Origin of the sequence: Sporomusa sp. KB1, from assembly GCF_007830295.1 — a bacterium.
In the GTDB taxonomy this organism is placed as follows: Bacteria; Bacillota; Negativicutes; order Sporomusales; family Sporomusaceae; genus Sporomusa.
The window spans coordinates 3,113,820-3,129,446 of sequence record NZ_VLKC01000002.1; the positions used below are offsets into that span (position 1 = coordinate 3,113,820).

Sequence of the window (15,627 nt, forward strand, 5' to 3'; positions counted from 1 at the left end):
ATGTCATTGGAAGTAGTTAACGGAATAAAGGCAAAAAAAAATTATGTAGCTGTTGTAGGTCTTGGCTATGTAGGGTTGCCAATAGCAGTGGCATTTGCTGAAAAATTCAAAACACTGGGATTTGATAGTAATCAGGAGAAAATTAAAAATTACCAACAGGGAATTGATCCTACCCTCGAAATTGGTGACGAAAAAATCGAAAGCTCGACTCTAGAATTTACTACTGATCCCGCAAGATTGCAGGCAGCTAAAATGATTATCATTGCCGTACCAACGCCGATTAATGGTGATAAAACACCAAATTTGTCACCTGTTGTTGATGCTAGCCAAATAGTAGGGAAAAACTTATCAACAGGAAGTATTGTTGTTTTTGAATCCACAGTATATCCGGGTGTAACGGAAGATATTTGTATACCTATTTTGGAAGCAGAATCTGGTTTGCGATGTGGCAAGGATTTCAAAGTCGGTTATTCTCCCGAACGAATTAATCCCGGAGATAAAGTACATAGACTGGATAACATCACCAAAATTGTTTCCGGTATAGATGAAGAAACACTGGAAGAGATTGCGGCAATTTATGAACTAATTATTCATGCCGGCGTATATAAAGCACCTAGCATTAAAGTTGCGGAAGCCGCAAAGTTGTCGGAAAATGCCCAAAGAGATGTTAACATCGCCTTTATGAATGAACTGGCACTGATTTTTGACCGGATGGGGATTAATACCAAAGAAGTTATTGATGCAATGAATACCAAATGGAATGCGCTGGGGTTTTATCCTGGCTTAGTAGGCGGACATTGTATTGGGATTGATCCATATTATTTTATTTATCAAGCCGAAGTGCTGGGGTATCACTCAGAAATTATTGCCGCCGGGAGAAAAGTCAATGACGGCATGGCAACTTTTATTGTTCATAATGTAATCAAAAGAATGATTCAAGCAGGTAAAAATGTTAATGACTCCAATATATATGTTATGGGAGTCAGCTTCAAAGAGGATTGTCCTGATATGCGCAACTCAAAAGCCGTAGAGCTTTGTAAACAACTTACTGGATATGGAATCACAGTAAAAGTAGTAGATCCAGTTGTTGATAAAGCAGAATACAAAAGAGAATTACATCAGGAGCTTGTGGAAATAAAAGATATTTCCAATGCCGATTGTCTGATATTTTTGGTAGGTCATCAACAGTTTAAGGATTTAGGGGTAGCAGATATCAAAAGAATGTTCAGACAGAATGAAAATCAGTCGAAGCATGTGATCATTGATATTAAGAATGTAATTGAACAGAAAGAACTGGAAGCAGCGGCTTATTCTTACTGGAATCTTTAGTCAGGAGAGGTGGTATCCATGAAAGGGCGTACGCTGGTATTAGTATTAATTCTTATTACCGGAGTTTCCCTGGCCACTGTATTTTTTTATAAAGACTTTCAAAAAAATCAACCAGTGCGGGAGTATAGCAGTAATATAACAATTGACGATCTCTACAATGCGGACGCGGAAGTGGCACAAGTCTTAGCACAACTGGAAAAAAGTCAAGAGAAGGCAATAATCGTTACCGGCGTTCCGGGCAGTTCCCGTCAGATTGCCTTGACCTTTGACGGACTAACAGATCGTAATACTATGCAGCAAATATTGGTTTTGTTGAAAAAGTACAACAGTAAGGCAACCTTTTTTGTGGATGGACTGCATACTGTCGAGGATCCACAGACCTTGGCAGATATTAAAAACGCAGGGCAGAAAATTGAAAACTTTACCCTGGTGGGTATGCCTAAAATGGAAAATCTGCCTATCGAAAGATTGGCTAAGGATTTTTGTCGTGCCGAAAAAATTGTTAAAGAAAATGCTACACAAGACCCTAATTTGCTAAAATGCAATGATACAAAATATACAGAGCAAGTGCTGCAAGTCGCGAAGGCATGCGGATTTAAAAATGTTGTACAAAGTGATGCTTTTTTTAATGTGAGACAAAGCAACGCTGCAGCTATTGACGCGGACGCCTTTGTTGCAGCTCTTCGGCCAGGTAGTATTGTTTCTGTTAAATTATTAGCCGATATTGAACTGATTACAAATGAACCAGGGAAAACTGATCTGAAGCCAGCTATAGATAAACAACCAGGATTAAAAGAAATGTCACAAGGAGGTCTGGGAGAACCGGAGATTGCTTTGGCTGTGGAAAAACTGTTAATAGCACTGCAGAAGGCCCAATATAGCACAGTGTTTGTAGAGGATTATTCCAAAATGAGCAGTAAAACGGCCTTGCGGCCAGATTACAGCAACTACTTTGCATTGTTAGCAAAAATAGCTTCCTTTCTGCAAGAGCAAAGTATGGCGCTATTTAGCTGCCCAATAGCGTATGCAGCGGAAGGTATTGAGCAGCCGGCAACTGAGATCAAGACGATTTTCACTACAGAGCAGGCTCTTTCTTACACCTTTGGCGGCTTAACGAAAGAAGCAGTAGTAAATGATGTCCTTGAAAGATTGAATACGCTCGGCATTAAAGCAACCTTCTTTGTGTCGGAAGCAGAAATGGAAAAGTATCCGCAAATAGTACGTAAAATTATTGCCGATAAGCATGAAGTCGGTATTGCCATAAGACCGAAGGCTGGAGCGAGCTTAGAGGAAACCCGCAAGAGTATTATGTCTTCGTCGCGCCTGCTGAAAGAGCAGTTTGGCGTGTCTGCGAATTTGGTAAAGCAGATATCAGGCATTGTAGCAGATACTACAAAGGAAGCGGTTGGCAGTTTAGACTATAAGTTGATTGGTCAATCAATCAATATTGTGCAGCTAAAACACAAAGATTATACTTCGGTAGATGCGATTATGGCCGAACTATTTCGTAGCAGCATAGTTTCATTGTCCCGGGGAGAAATCCTGTATTTTAAAATGGATTTCTATACAGATAACCAAATCGTCGGCGGTTTGCTGGAATCAATCAAACAAAACAAAATAGATAATATTGCTTATGCAGCCTTTTATGATAATTCCACTAACAACCGGGCCAATAATTCGCAGTATAGGATTAAGCCGGTTGGTGAAATTCTCAATAATACGAAGTACACTTACCAATACCCGGTAGACTTGCAAAAGGTTCCGCCCCATCTAAGGCATGATGGACCGGAAATTGCTATTGACAGTCATAACTTCTTAGCAACAGCTTCTCAGCATTATATTGGGCAAAACGACGTTAGCTTTGAGGATCGGATGATCGGATTTTCAAAAATGGATGAACGGCGACTCGATAAAACCGGCTTTGTACACACCCAAGATAATGTTATCTTTTTAACCTTTGATGATTGGGGGTCAGATGCAGCGATAAATAAATTGCTGTATGTTCTGCGCAAACATAATGTACCGGGAACATTTTTTATTATTACCAACAATGTCTTGTATAACCCGAACCTGCTCAGGGCAATTGCTGTGGAAGGCCATGAAATTGGCAGTCACTCGGATAAGCATAAACCGATGGCGGTCATGGATCCCAAAACACATAAGTATGTCAAAACGCAAGAAAAAGAAGAGTATCTCAAAGACTTGGCAACTTCTTACCAGAAATTGCGGGAAGTTACAGGCGATGTAACTGTTAATGGGAAACCGGCTTTGACTAGATTTTTTCGTCCCCCCACACTGGCAATCAGTAAAATGGGCCTGGAAGCGCTGCTTGACACCGGTTACGACTATATTATTTCCGGTTCGACAAGTACCAATGACTATAAAGCCAAGGATATTACTCAGCTTGTAGACACGATCAAAGAAGGCGTTTATACCCAATACGGTGAAGTGAAAAAGGGCGCTATCCTGGTTATGCACATGGGCGATAGTGTTATCTACACACCGGCGGCTTTGGATATTTTGCTGACGGCCAATGAAGCTAAGGCGGATTCTGATCCATCGAAGTTTAAAGTGGGCAGGTTATCTGATTATTTATTTGCGGGTTATTCGCAAATAAATCCAAAAAGAACATTGAGATTAGTGCATAGCGCTGATAACGTTCGCAAGTAAAAGCAAAATCACATGAATTGCCAGGGAGGTAGGCTATGGATAAACAATTTAAAGAAGATAAAGAAGATATTTTGTTTGCCGTTAAACCTGACCGTAGGCTGCTTTCTAAAGTGCCGGATAAAGAGGGCTTGCGTACTAACGTGGATCGACGCCAGGCATTAGGGAATAATGTGGTTGGAAATGACCTTGGAGCCCGGATAGTATCTGAAAATATGGGCAAACGCTATTTGGTTGAGTATATTGTTGCCGTTACATACGTTTTGGCGGGAAAAACGGTAAACCGTACTGGAAAATGTGTGGATATATCGACAACCGGAATGCTATTGGAAGTTCCCCCTGAAGTAGCAGAGGATTTGAGCCAAGCCAGGAATATTTGTTTGAAGTTTACTATCGCGCCCGGTACTATGCCGGAAGGTTATGAGATGAAAGTTGACATTGAGGCTAAATATATCCGGCTTGAAAAAACTCCCGCAGGGAAAACACGCTGTGGTGTACTATTTTTAGAATCATTAGCGCAGTATGCCAATAGAAAAAAAAATTGGTATATGCTATCATGTGCCTCACTGTTCCTATTCATTATTTGTGCCTGTATCATGCTGATGCGGGCAGAAAGCATATTATATTTTAAGTTTAATAAAATTCTGTATATGTATAGCCTTATTGCCGCTACTTTTTTGCTGAGCCGCTATTTATTCGCTGTTTTTTATCGGCCTGTTCCCATTGACAACGAGTTTACACCAGGTGTCAGTATTGTTATTCCTTGTTTTAACGAAGAAGAGTGGATACAAAGAACGATTGTAAGCTGCATCAATCAGGATTATCCTGTTGATAAGCTGGAAGTGATCGTAGTCGATGATTGCTCCAACGACCAGTCTTTTACAAAAATTGTAGAAATAGTGGAAGAATTAAAGAGTAAAGAAAAACGCTATGACGTCGAAACAAGACTGCATTATTTCCGGCAGGAGAAAAATGCCGGCAAGAGGAACGCCATGGCTCAAGGAGCAAGAAGGGCACAACATGAATTAGTGGTATTTGTTGATTCCGACAGTTTTTTAGATCCTTTTGCGATTCGAAATATTGTGCAGCCTTTCAAAGATACAAAAATGGGAGGTGTGTCAGGCAGAACAGATGTTGCTAATACCTATACCAATGCGCTTACAAAGATGCAGGCTGTCCGCTATTATATTGCGTTTCGGATAATGAAAGCAGCAGAAGGCTATTTTGATGCCGTCACCTGCTTATCAGGCCCGCTTTCTTGCTATCGGAAAGACTTAGTTCTCAAATATATGGATGCCTGGCTGAACCAAGAATTTTTTGGAGAGAGAGCCACATTTGGCGATGACCGGAGCATGACAAATTTTATCTTAAGAAACAATCGTACTACCTATCAGGATACGGCAATATGTACTACCATTGTGCCAAATAGATATTCCGTTTTTTTGAAACAGCAAATGCGCTGGAAACGGTCATGGCTGAGAGAATCAATGATAGCAGCCCGGTTTATGTGGAAAAAAGAACCCTTTATGTCATTATCCTTTTATATGGGGATGCTAGTACCGCTGCTGGCGCCGGCTATCGTTATTTATAATCTGGTTTACATTCCACTTATGCACCGGGTATTTCCCCTTACTTTTATCCTCGGTATTTTTCTGATGGCCTTGTTGATGAGTATGGCTCAACTATTTCTGCGAAAAAGCTCAACATGGCTGTATGGATTATGGTTCTGTTTCTACTATGAAGCCGTGCTTTTATGGCAAATGCCCATTGCCTGGGTTACGTTTTGGAAAACTACCTGGGGAACAAGGTTGACTCCGGCCGATATTTTGGAAATGGCAAAAAAGAAAGATAATATAAGTGGGGATATACGCTGATGACAACGCCAACTCATTTTATTGCTCGTAAGTATAGAAAAACAGCCGTCTATGCGAAATTCACAGAACTCAAAGACAGAAAGAAAATGGTAAGAGTAGTGTTTCAACTACTATTTATTTTTGCGATAATTGCGATAGCGATAGTTACCTTGCTTACTTTGAAAGCATATAAGCCTTATACCGCGCAGAGTGCAAAGTTTTCGGGCGATAAAGGCTTTGTTGCCCTTTCTTATTTTGGTGTGGAAAGGATAGGTAAACAAAATATCATTGGCATCGGGCGTTTGCAGGAACATTTGCAGGCGCTAAAAGATTTGGGCTATGTAACGATTACGCAGCAAGATATTTTAGACTACTATCAGTCTGGAAAAGAGCTGCCGGAAAAATCATTGTTTTTAATCTTTGAAGACGGCAGACGGGATACGGCTATTTTTTCGCAAAAAATCCTGGAAGAGTTGAATTTTAAAGCAACCATGCTGACCTATCCCGAAAAATTCGATAAAAAAGACCCTAAATTTTTAGTACCTGAAGAACTAACAGAGCTGGAAAAAACGACGTATTGGGAAATGGGTACCAATGGTTACAGACTGGCGTTTATTAACGTGTTTGACCGCTACGATAACTATCTGGGAGAATTAGTGCCACTTGAACATGCCGGAGTTGCCCCTTACTTAGGCCGTAAATACAATCACTATTTAATGGATTATATACGGGATGAATATGGTGTTCCAAAAGAAAGCTATACCAGGATGAAAGAACGTATTTCGCATGATTATCAAGCCGTACGGGATATATATACTCAGTCTATTGGCTATGTACCGGGAACGTATATACTCATGCACTCTAATACAGGCCAGTTTGGCAATAATGACAAAGTCAGTGCTGTGAATGAATATTGGATGAAAACATTGTTTACAATGAACTTTAACCGGGAAGGATTTACGTTTAATCAGAGAAACAGCAGTATTTATGATTTAACGCGGATGCAACCGCAGCCTTATTGGTATCCCAATCATTTGTTGATGCGGATAAAATACGATATTAATCAGGATTTGGATTTTGTTAATGGCAATTTAAATAAACAGAGAAAATGGGATACTCGTAAAGGGGCATTGGAGATTCAAGACGAAACGATGATTTTGACCTCTTTGCCAAAAGACCAAGGATTAGTACGTTTGAAGAATAGTAATGATTTTGAAGATATAAAACTTAGCGTAAGGCTAAAGGGCAATAAATTTGGGTTACAGAGAATATATCTGAGGGCAGATGAAGACTTAAAAAGATTTTTGTCTGTATATATTCTTAGCAATGTTTTGTATGTTACAGAACAAAATGGCAGTGCCGAAAAAGAATTGTTTAAGTTAAATTTAGATCAGCATGACGGGAAAACTATTTTATCCATTCCTGAGGATAAAAAAGCGGCTGAACTAACTGCGCTGACAACTCTTTTGCAATATGCTAATTCACCTGAAAAAGCCAAAGCTTACACAGTGCGGTTGGAAAATAAAACCCGGGAAGTAGCTCCTACCGTTCCAGAGGGGGCAGCACCCTATATACCTGAGATCAGTGTTCATGCGAAAGGTGACCGGCGCGTGGCATTGTCTCTTAAAGGAGATAAGCTAACCATTATAGTGGATGACAAGGAAGCCGTAAGCGATTTGCCAGTAACGAATACAAAAGTTGGCGCTATTTTTCTTGAAAGTGCATGGGGGGGCTATGGGCAAAGTCAAAGAAATTTGGCAGATGATGTATATGATGGTGTATTTGATAAATTGATAATTTCTGAAAATACGGGAGCAAAAGATGAAAGAATTTTGTTTGACAGTAAATTGGATGGATTTGATAATATCAAGCATACAGTGAAGCAGCTATGGGAAGCCCTCATAGATTTTTTTGTTAAATACTTGTAGGCAGTAGAGAGGTGCAACTGGGTGAAGGGTATAGCTTATAAAATTTTTAAAATGGTGCTGTTGATAGCTGTTTTTGTTCTTTTGGCAGGCTGTAACTATAATAACCAGTTGACTAGTAAGGCCGATGCAAAAGATACGATTGAAAGGGCGGCATGGTTAGCTTATTGGGATTTGGATGCCGGTGAAAAAGACTTGCAGCGGATAGGTAAAAAATTAGGTAAACTGTCTTACTTTGGTGCGTATTTTGATGCCCAGGACCGCATTTTCATTCCCCAGGAACTTAGTAATAAAAGAAAGGAGTTAAAAGCGAAAAAGGAGAAATATGAAACCTATCTTACCTTTATAAATGATAAACAGAATGCTGACGAATCGGTTATCATGAAAGACATTGAAGTTCTTCGCAGGATATTTGCCACACCTGCATCCAGGGACAGACATATTGATGATCTTATTGCGCTGACTTTGCAAGGTAAGTATGACGGCATTGAAATTGATTATGAACGTATATGGAATGATGAACAAATTGCCAAGTCTTTTTCATTATTTGTTGATAAGCTTTATAAAAAAGCCGGGGAAAATAAGTTAAAACTCCGGGTGGTACTTGAACCAGGGACACCATTTTCTATTGCTAATCTCCCTCAAGGACCTGAATATGTAGTCATGTTTTATAACCTGTACGGGCTGCATAGTGAGCCAGGCCCAAAGGCCAATCGGGGGTTTATTGAAAAAACAGTAAGGCAAATGAAAGCGTTACCAGGCGAAACCTCTGTTGCCTTTGCAACCGGCGGCTGTCTATGGGGGGATAATGGCAAGAGAACGCTTCTCTCAGAAGCCGAAGCCAAAACTATTGCAGTGATACAGGACAGTAAAACCAAAAGGGATGAAGAAAGCCGGTGCATAGTTTTTGAGTATAAAGATATGGGTGTTTCCTACCAGGTTTGGTATGCTGATGTCGAAACGCTAAATTACTGGATTGGTATAGCTAAGGAGCAGGGTGTAAATAACATCAGCATATGGCGTTTGGGCGGAAATATTGCTATTAACAAAATAGAATAGATAAGTGCATAGCTGCGTTACTAGCCGTTTAATTGGACTAATCACAAAAACCCCCTGCCGGATTTGTAAGAATGGCAGGGGGGTTGTATTTCTATGGCAAATATTACAAAGTGGGGAAATAGGGTCTGACTTGGTGGAACTGACAGCGAGTTTCATGAGCGGAAAATTTCTAACCTGTTCCTTAACTTTATGCTAAAATAGACATATCCAGTTAAAAGGAGGAATTTCGATGCTAAAAAAACTTATCCCGGCATGTACTGCACTTATTATTGCTTTGTCAGGCGTAACAGCTAGTGCATCACCGGCTTTGGAAAGGGAAATAACCAGTGATTTAAAACAGTTTGACGGACAAGTTGGCGTATTTGCCAAGAACTTAAAAACAGGAAAAACGATAAAATATAACCAGGATACTGTTTTTCCTACCGCTTCTACAAGTAAGCTGATTGTGGCATTGGCTACATATAAATTTCTTTATCCAAAAGCGCCGTCCTACAAGCAGAATGAGTATGATCAAGAAATTGATATGATGATAAAAGTAAGTGATAACAATACGTTTGCTGCCTTACTGAATGAGTTTGATGCAACCAAAAAAGACGGGTTTGATAAAGTTCAGCGGGATTTACAGTTAAGTAAGACGGAAATCCATGATGAACAGGCGTTTAAAAAATACAGTTATCATAGTGTAACAACGCCTTATGAAATGTCCAAGGTTCTTGAGTCCATATACAGGGAAAAATATATTGACAAAAAAAATGTGCGGCGATTAAAAGACGATCTGGCCAACACAATCTTCCATGATGAAATTCCCCGTTATATGCAAGTACCGGTATTTCATAAAGTCGGTGAACTGGATGATGTGCTTTGTGATGTGGGTGTCGTTCAGGACGGACATGATCCAATTTTAATCAGTTTTTACACCCGCACAGGTGACCATAGCTATTCCAGTGACTTTATTGCAAATGTATCAGCAAAACTCTACAATGCGTTGCGGAGATAAAGCACTATTGCTATTCTTGAAAAAAGCTAGGAGTTGGTTATAAACATGAAAATAAAAGTATGGATACCATTAGTGATTACATTACTAATGGTTTGTCTGTCTAGCTATGGATTTTGTAGTGGAACAGTTAAATTTAAACGAAGTGATTTCCCGGTGGTGTTGATGTACCATGATATCAAAGAAACAGAAATAAATGGATTCGATGTTTCAGTAAAGGATTTTTGTCAACAACTGGATTGGTTGGCAGCCCATGGATATAAAACATTGTCTGTTCATGAATTTGTTGAATGCCTTACGCAAAATACCCCTTTTCCGAAAAAAAGCATTTTCATTACCTTTGATGACGGTTACGATGGAATAAATACATATGCTGTGCCGGAACTTCGTAAGCGTGGAATGAAGGCAACTTTCTTTATTATTAAGAACAGCATGGGAAATAAGCTGACAGGCTATTCTTACCTGACTGAGCAACAAATCAAAGAATTAAGTGTAGATCCGTTGTTCTCCATTCAACCACATACCCTGACGCATGCAGACCTTACTAAAATTTCCGCCGAACAATTGCAAGATGAAGTAGCGGGATCAAAGAAGTTTTTTGAGGATTTGACGGGAACACAATCTGAGACGATTGCATTTCCCTATGGCTCTTATAATAAAAGTGTCCTAGATGCAGTCGAGCGAGCTGGGTATAAAGCGTCTTTTGCTGTTAGCGACCTAGGACTTTATGATCATGAGGCGAGGTTTTCCATACCACGGATCTATATGGGGATTATTATGGGGAAAAATAATATGGAACTATTCAAAAAATCGGTGCTTAACTATAAAAGCATCCCGAAAGAAGCTTTTGTCGAAAGGTTTGGCCCTTTGGATTAAAAGTTTGTAAAAGGGCGCATTGCCAAGCTAAAAATTAGTATTGTTTTTCGCCTTTGATAAAAGTAATGCAGGACACTGTGCGTAGTAGAGAACAGTGTCCTGCATTACTAGTTGTTAGCCGTTTGCTTCTATATCATCGAGATTATGCTCTGAAGCGTATTTTTCCTGAATTACGAACCAGGTATAGCTAAAGAGAAAAATACCCATGATGCTGGCAGAGCACCAATAAATCGAGGCATAGCCAAGTTTGCCGGCGAGCATTCCTAAGGCGATCGAGCCTACCCCATTACCGATATCAATCATATTATAAAAGGTTGCACTGGCTGTGCTGCGTTTCGCTGGTGGTACAAGATTAAACATCCAGGTTTGTAATGCTGGGAAAATGGTGCCGTAGCCAAAGCCGTACAGGGCAGAGGCTGCTAAAAAAGAAGTCATGCTTTTGCTTTGGGCTAAAGCCACAAACCCTAATAAAAAGAATATTGTGCCAGGTAAAATGACCCAGGCAGGCCCCTTTTTGTCAAAAATGCGGCCTGTTACTACACGCGATAAAAAGATACAAAGGGTACACATCAGAAAGAAAGCACCTGCATTAGCAATATGGGCTTCTTGGGCTAATAAAGCGATGAAATTTAAAACCCCACCGATACAAACCCCGAATAGCAGGGCAAGAAAGGCTTGGAATAGTAGTCTTCTTTCCAGTAGTTTATCGATAAGTGATGATTTTTCTTGCTTCTCTGTATGTATAGAACGGTCATCAGGAATGGAACAGAGACTCAAGAAAAAGAGTGCAAGAATTTGGCTGATTGTCGCCACCATAAAGAGACTATTAAAAGAAAAGTTATCAACAATCCATACCCCAAGGCCTGGAGCAATTGCCATTGCCAAAGTGGTGCCTAGTCCAAAATAACCTATCCCTTCGCCGCGGCGTGATTTTGGGATTAGGTCGGAGACAATGGCAGCATATAACGTGGTGGCTATACCAAACCCTAGCCCATGGACTACTCGTAAGGAAAGTAAACGGGGTACAGTAGTTGCTAAAATATAACTTATGGCAGCAACAAAGCATAATATACAGCCGATGTATAAATAATATTTTTTGCCCCATTTTTTAATCCCGTAATCTGTAAACAAACGAATCAGAATGGCAAAGAATACAAAAGTTGCAGATAATAATCCGACATCGGTACTAGTTCCGCCTTGATTTAAGACATAAATCGGAAGTGTTGGCAAAAAGATATGAAAGCCACTAAATAAAAAAGTATTAGAAATCGTAAATAAAATAAAATCTTTTGTCCATAATTTGGTAGTAGTGATTGTCATGAATTGTCCTTTCTAAGTAAGACAGCAGCATTACTTTTTACATTTTTGTGAATTTGAATAAATGGATTCGAGCATTGTGTATAATTCGTGTTGTTTTTCTTGTGGCAAGTCAACTAGAATAGACTGCCTATGATCGTCAATCGCTTTTTCCCAAATGGTATATTGACTTAGCGCTTTCTCAGTTAGTAAGACTTTTTTTTCGCGTTTATCATTTCCGGATTTTCTTTCAATAAAGCCTTTTTCTTCTAATTTCACTACGGTTTTTGAGATTGCTGCCGGTTCGATATTAAGGTATTTCGCCAAAGCAATCTGAGAAATAGGGCCAGTTTCTTTTATGGCAACAATAATTGACCATTCAGAACTATATAGCCCATACTCTACCAGTGCTTGGTTTACGCCTTGGGAAATAGCACGCGTGGTTTGATAGAGTAAATGAATTAACGTGGATGCATTCATGGTTCACCTCTTAAAAGTAGTAATAGTGTATTGAAATAAAATTAACTAGTATATTATTAACTAGTATATTACCATTGCGGTTTGTAGTCAAGTGTTTATAAATTTACGGAAAAACTGAAACTCTTATGTTTCAACACGGCCCCTAACTTTTGAACTACTCAATGAGAGTAGCTCTTTTCTATTTTAATGAAGCTTTACTTGACTTACCATAAGATACTAATTACAATAAAAATAATACTAGTAAATAACAGTTATCCACAATAAATGTATGTAAATCCTCACAAAGCAGATCCTAAATGCTCAGCAATTAAGCTCAGTCTGCAAAAAGAGTTTCAAGGACGATCCTACAACTTGTTATTAATTATTGCATCTTTGAACTGCGAAAGTTGAGTTATACTATCTTAATAGCTTGAAACTACAGATTTGGGGTGAATCGAATGCGGAAGCAATTATTTAAAGCGGTTAGCATTATTTTTATTATAGTTACCCTTATAATGCTATATTTTAGTAGCTTATATAATTATCTACTTTTTCATACCATTGCAGAAATATTCAGTATTTGCATCGCGTTTACTGTTTTTTTGATTTCATGGAATTCAATGCGCTATATTGAAAATAACTATCTCAAATTGATAGGCATAGCCTATTTTTTCATTGCATTTATTGATTTATTCCATACGATGTCATACAAAGGTATGCAAATTTTCAAGGACTATGACTACTATGCTAATCAATTGTGGATCGCTGCCCGCTATTTTGAAAGTATTATCCTCTTAATTTCCTTCATTTTTGTAAAATCAAAAATGAAGGTTAATCCATATGCACTCTTTGCTATTTGCACTGTCATTACGACGTTGATTCTGAGTTCAATTTTTGTATGGAAGATATTCCCCGAGTGTTTTGTGGATGGGGTAGGTCTTACACCTTTTAAAATATATAGTGAATATACTATTTGTTTGATATTGTTTGCGGCAATAATTATTCTTAAAAACAATAAATCTTATTTTGAAGGAATTGTATATAGATATCTACTTTTATCGATGGTTTGTACTATTATCTCTGAGCTCGCTTTTACCGTATATATAGATAACTATGGTTTTTCAAACCTAGTAGGACATTATTTTAAGATATTTTCCTTTTATTTAATTTATAAGACGATTATTGTCAAAGGAATACAAGAACCGTACGATTTTATTTTCAGAGAGATGAAGCAAAAAGAACAGGAGCTGCTTGAGCGAAATTGCGTCTTAAAGGCCCAGGCAACAATTGATGCGCTGACAGGACTCTACAACCACAGATATATATATGAACGTCTAGCAAAAGAGGCTAAGCGATACAGCCGGAGTAATTGTCAGTTTGTTGTAATGCTCTTAGATATTGATTATTTTAAAAGGATTAACGACACCTATGGTCACCTAATAGGAGATAAAATACTAAAAGAATTGTCCAAAATTATTAAAGAAGGCACTCGGCAAACTGATCTTGTTGGACGGTATGGTGGCGAGGAATTTTTGGTAATGCTCGTAGATACAAATCTAAATGAGGGTTTTAAAGTTGCAGAAAAGATCAGACGCGTCATCGAGTTATATGAATTCGTGGATAAAATACACTTAACTGTTAGTATAGGCATTGAAGAATATAAGGGAGAAAAGATTAGTGAATTACTTAATAAAGCAGATAAAAAGTTGTATGCTGCAAAAGAAAGTGGACGAAACAAGACTATTATGTAGCTGCCATCATTGTGTATGAAATCTTATATTTATTAGTAAGAGAACCCAGGATGCCTGAAATAGCGCAAATCCTGGGTTCTTCTTGAAAAATTAGTTAGATGTGGTATGCCAATAATAAAACATTCTTACTTATTTTTTTATCAGTAAAATCCGCATTTTACTATTTGCCATTCGCAGCAGCAATCATGGCCTTGACGTTCTCCACTTTAGCGTCAAGCGGCAAGCAACACCCTACCGCCAAGATAAACCCGGATGGTCCTAGATCTTTGATCAGTTTATTGCAATATTGGTAAACCTCGTCAGGTGTACCAAGTTTCAGCAAGGCGGCGGGAACGTCCCCCATAACGCACATATGACCATCAAGGACCTTTCTAGCCTTATATATATCAGTTGAATGGTCTGACGCAAATACACATTTTCCTTTCGGAAACTCGCGGAAATATTCTAAACCTCGATCCCAATTTGAATCAAAATGCATCAACACATTACATCCCTCGCCGGCCACAGCCTCAACAATTCGTTTTAGGTGTGGAAGAGCGAATTTTTCCCATAACTTAGGGGACAGAAATTCACTTGCACATCGTGTTGCGCCAATAAATACTGCATAAGGATTCATATAGCGTATTTGCGCCCGCAAAATTTCTATCAGGTCAGTAGTCATAATATCAATAACCGATGCTACTTTATCTGGAATACGATATAAGTCCTTAACTAAATTTGACATTCCCCGGTTACTTGAAAGCATATCAAAAGGCACTCCACAGATGATCGGGGTAAACGGAACGTATCCGGCTTGCTTATAGTCGGCAATAATTCGGGGAAAATCCGTCTTCATATGAAACTCCATATCAGAAAGGGCTGCCGGTAAATTCTTGGCCAAAAATTCCTGGTGAAACTGTATAAACCCCTTAGTAAGAATAGTATCATAATCATCAGCCGTCATTAGATTTACTTCTTCAATTTGCCATTGGGCATCAGGAGGTAGCTCACGTCCGGGTAACTTTACATTGGCATATACTCCCTGCCCTAAGGAATACACGCAGGGATTCAAATATTGGGCTCCATCAATCTCGCCTAACTGCGGAATGGACCGTAAATGAATCTGACTGCTTTCATATAGGTCTTTCAAATAATCGGCCAACGGAATGCCAAGGTGCCTGGCAAAAAAAGAATCACCTGTTAAAATAATAGGTACCCTGTCAGGCGTTCCTAAAGCAATAGCCGTATCTAATCTGTGCTGCCTTTCTCTGTACAGTTCCTGATTCGTTGTCATTGGACGAACACTCCTTTTTAAATAAGTTACTATCTATGATCTATTATCAAACAATTTGCAATTGAATGGAAATACATATCTTGTATCAGCTAATAGAAAAGTCCTATCGACTAATTTCCTAAGTCCTACTCTAGTTCTACTATTG

Annotated in this window: 11 protein-coding genes; 8 read left to right on the forward strand and 3 right to left on the reverse strand. The window is 38.9% G+C overall.

Features of this window, described 5'->3' with window-relative positions:
- The 7 genes from SALPA_RS18050 to SALPA_RS18080 all read left to right on the forward strand — a co-directional run bounded on the left by SALPA_RS18050 (position 1) and on the right by SALPA_RS18080 (position 10,703).
- Complete coding sequence (locus tag SALPA_RS18050; protein WP_370516712.1) at positions 1-1,329, forward strand: nucleotide sugar dehydrogenase; 1,329 nt, start codon at positions 1-3, stop codon at positions 1,327-1,329.
- An 18-nt stretch (positions 1,330-1,347) separates the two neighbouring features.
- On the forward strand, positions 1,348-3,999 hold the full coding sequence (locus SALPA_RS18055) for a polysaccharide deacetylase family protein (RefSeq protein ID WP_145097125.1): 2,652 nt from the start codon (positions 1,348-1,350) through the stop codon (positions 3,997-3,999).
- A gap of 35 nt (positions 4,000-4,034) precedes the next feature.
- Positions 4,035-5,870 (forward strand): glycosyltransferase, encoded by a 1,836-nt coding sequence (locus SALPA_RS18060; RefSeq protein ID WP_145097127.1) that lies wholly within the window; start codon positions 4,035-4,037, stop codon positions 5,868-5,870.
- Positions 5,870-7,777 carry a glycoside hydrolase gene (locus SALPA_RS18065; protein ID WP_145097130.1) on the forward strand — a complete coding sequence of 636 codons (1,908 nt, stop codon included), beginning with the start codon at positions 5,870-5,872 and terminating at the stop codon, positions 7,775-7,777. Before SALPA_RS18060 ends, SALPA_RS18065 begins: the two co-directional genes overlap by 1 nt.
- A gap of 21 nt (positions 7,778-7,798) precedes the next feature.
- Complete coding sequence (locus tag SALPA_RS18070; RefSeq protein ID WP_145097133.1) at positions 7,799-8,833, forward strand: glycosyl hydrolase family 18 protein; 1,035 nt, start codon at positions 7,799-7,801, stop codon at positions 8,831-8,833.
- A gap of 229 nt (positions 8,834-9,062) precedes the next feature.
- A complete protein-coding gene (locus SALPA_RS18075) occupies positions 9,063-9,830 on the forward strand; it encodes a serine hydrolase (protein ID WP_145097136.1) in 768 nt (255 codons plus the stop codon).
- A gap of 45 nt (positions 9,831-9,875) precedes the next feature.
- Positions 9,876-10,703, forward strand: coding sequence for a polysaccharide deacetylase family protein (locus tag SALPA_RS18080; RefSeq protein WP_145097139.1), 828 nt, complete (start codon positions 9,876-9,878; stop codon positions 10,701-10,703).
- 114 nt (positions 10,704-10,817) lie between these two features.
- Here SALPA_RS18080 and SALPA_RS18085 read toward each other — a convergent pair whose 3' ends face one another.
- Positions 10,818-12,023, reverse strand: a complete 1,206-nt coding sequence (locus tag SALPA_RS18085) for an MFS transporter (protein ID WP_145097142.1) — start codon at positions 12,021-12,023, stop codon at positions 10,818-10,820.
- A gap of 30 nt (positions 12,024-12,053) precedes the next feature.
- On the reverse strand, positions 12,054-12,479 hold the full coding sequence (locus tag SALPA_RS18090) for a MarR family winged helix-turn-helix transcriptional regulator (RefSeq protein ID WP_145097145.1): 426 nt from the start codon (positions 12,477-12,479) through the stop codon (positions 12,054-12,056).
- Between the two features lie 494 nt (positions 12,480-12,973).
- On the opposite strand from SALPA_RS18090, the gene SALPA_RS18095 reads away from it, so the two are divergent.
- Positions 12,974-14,209 carry a GGDEF domain-containing protein gene (locus SALPA_RS18095; protein ID WP_255451432.1) on the forward strand — a complete coding sequence of 412 codons (1,236 nt, stop codon included), beginning with the start codon at positions 12,974-12,976 and terminating at the stop codon, positions 14,207-14,209.
- Positions 14,210-14,369: 160 nt separating this feature from the next.
- On the opposite strand, the gene SALPA_RS18100 is transcribed toward SALPA_RS18095, so the two are convergent.
- The gene (locus SALPA_RS18100) at positions 14,370-15,482 is read right to left on the reverse strand and encodes a uroporphyrinogen decarboxylase family protein (protein ID WP_145097151.1); all 1,113 of its coding nucleotides are present in this window, start codon (positions 15,480-15,482) and stop codon (positions 14,370-14,372) included.
- Between the last annotated feature and the right edge of the window lie 145 nt (positions 15,483-15,627).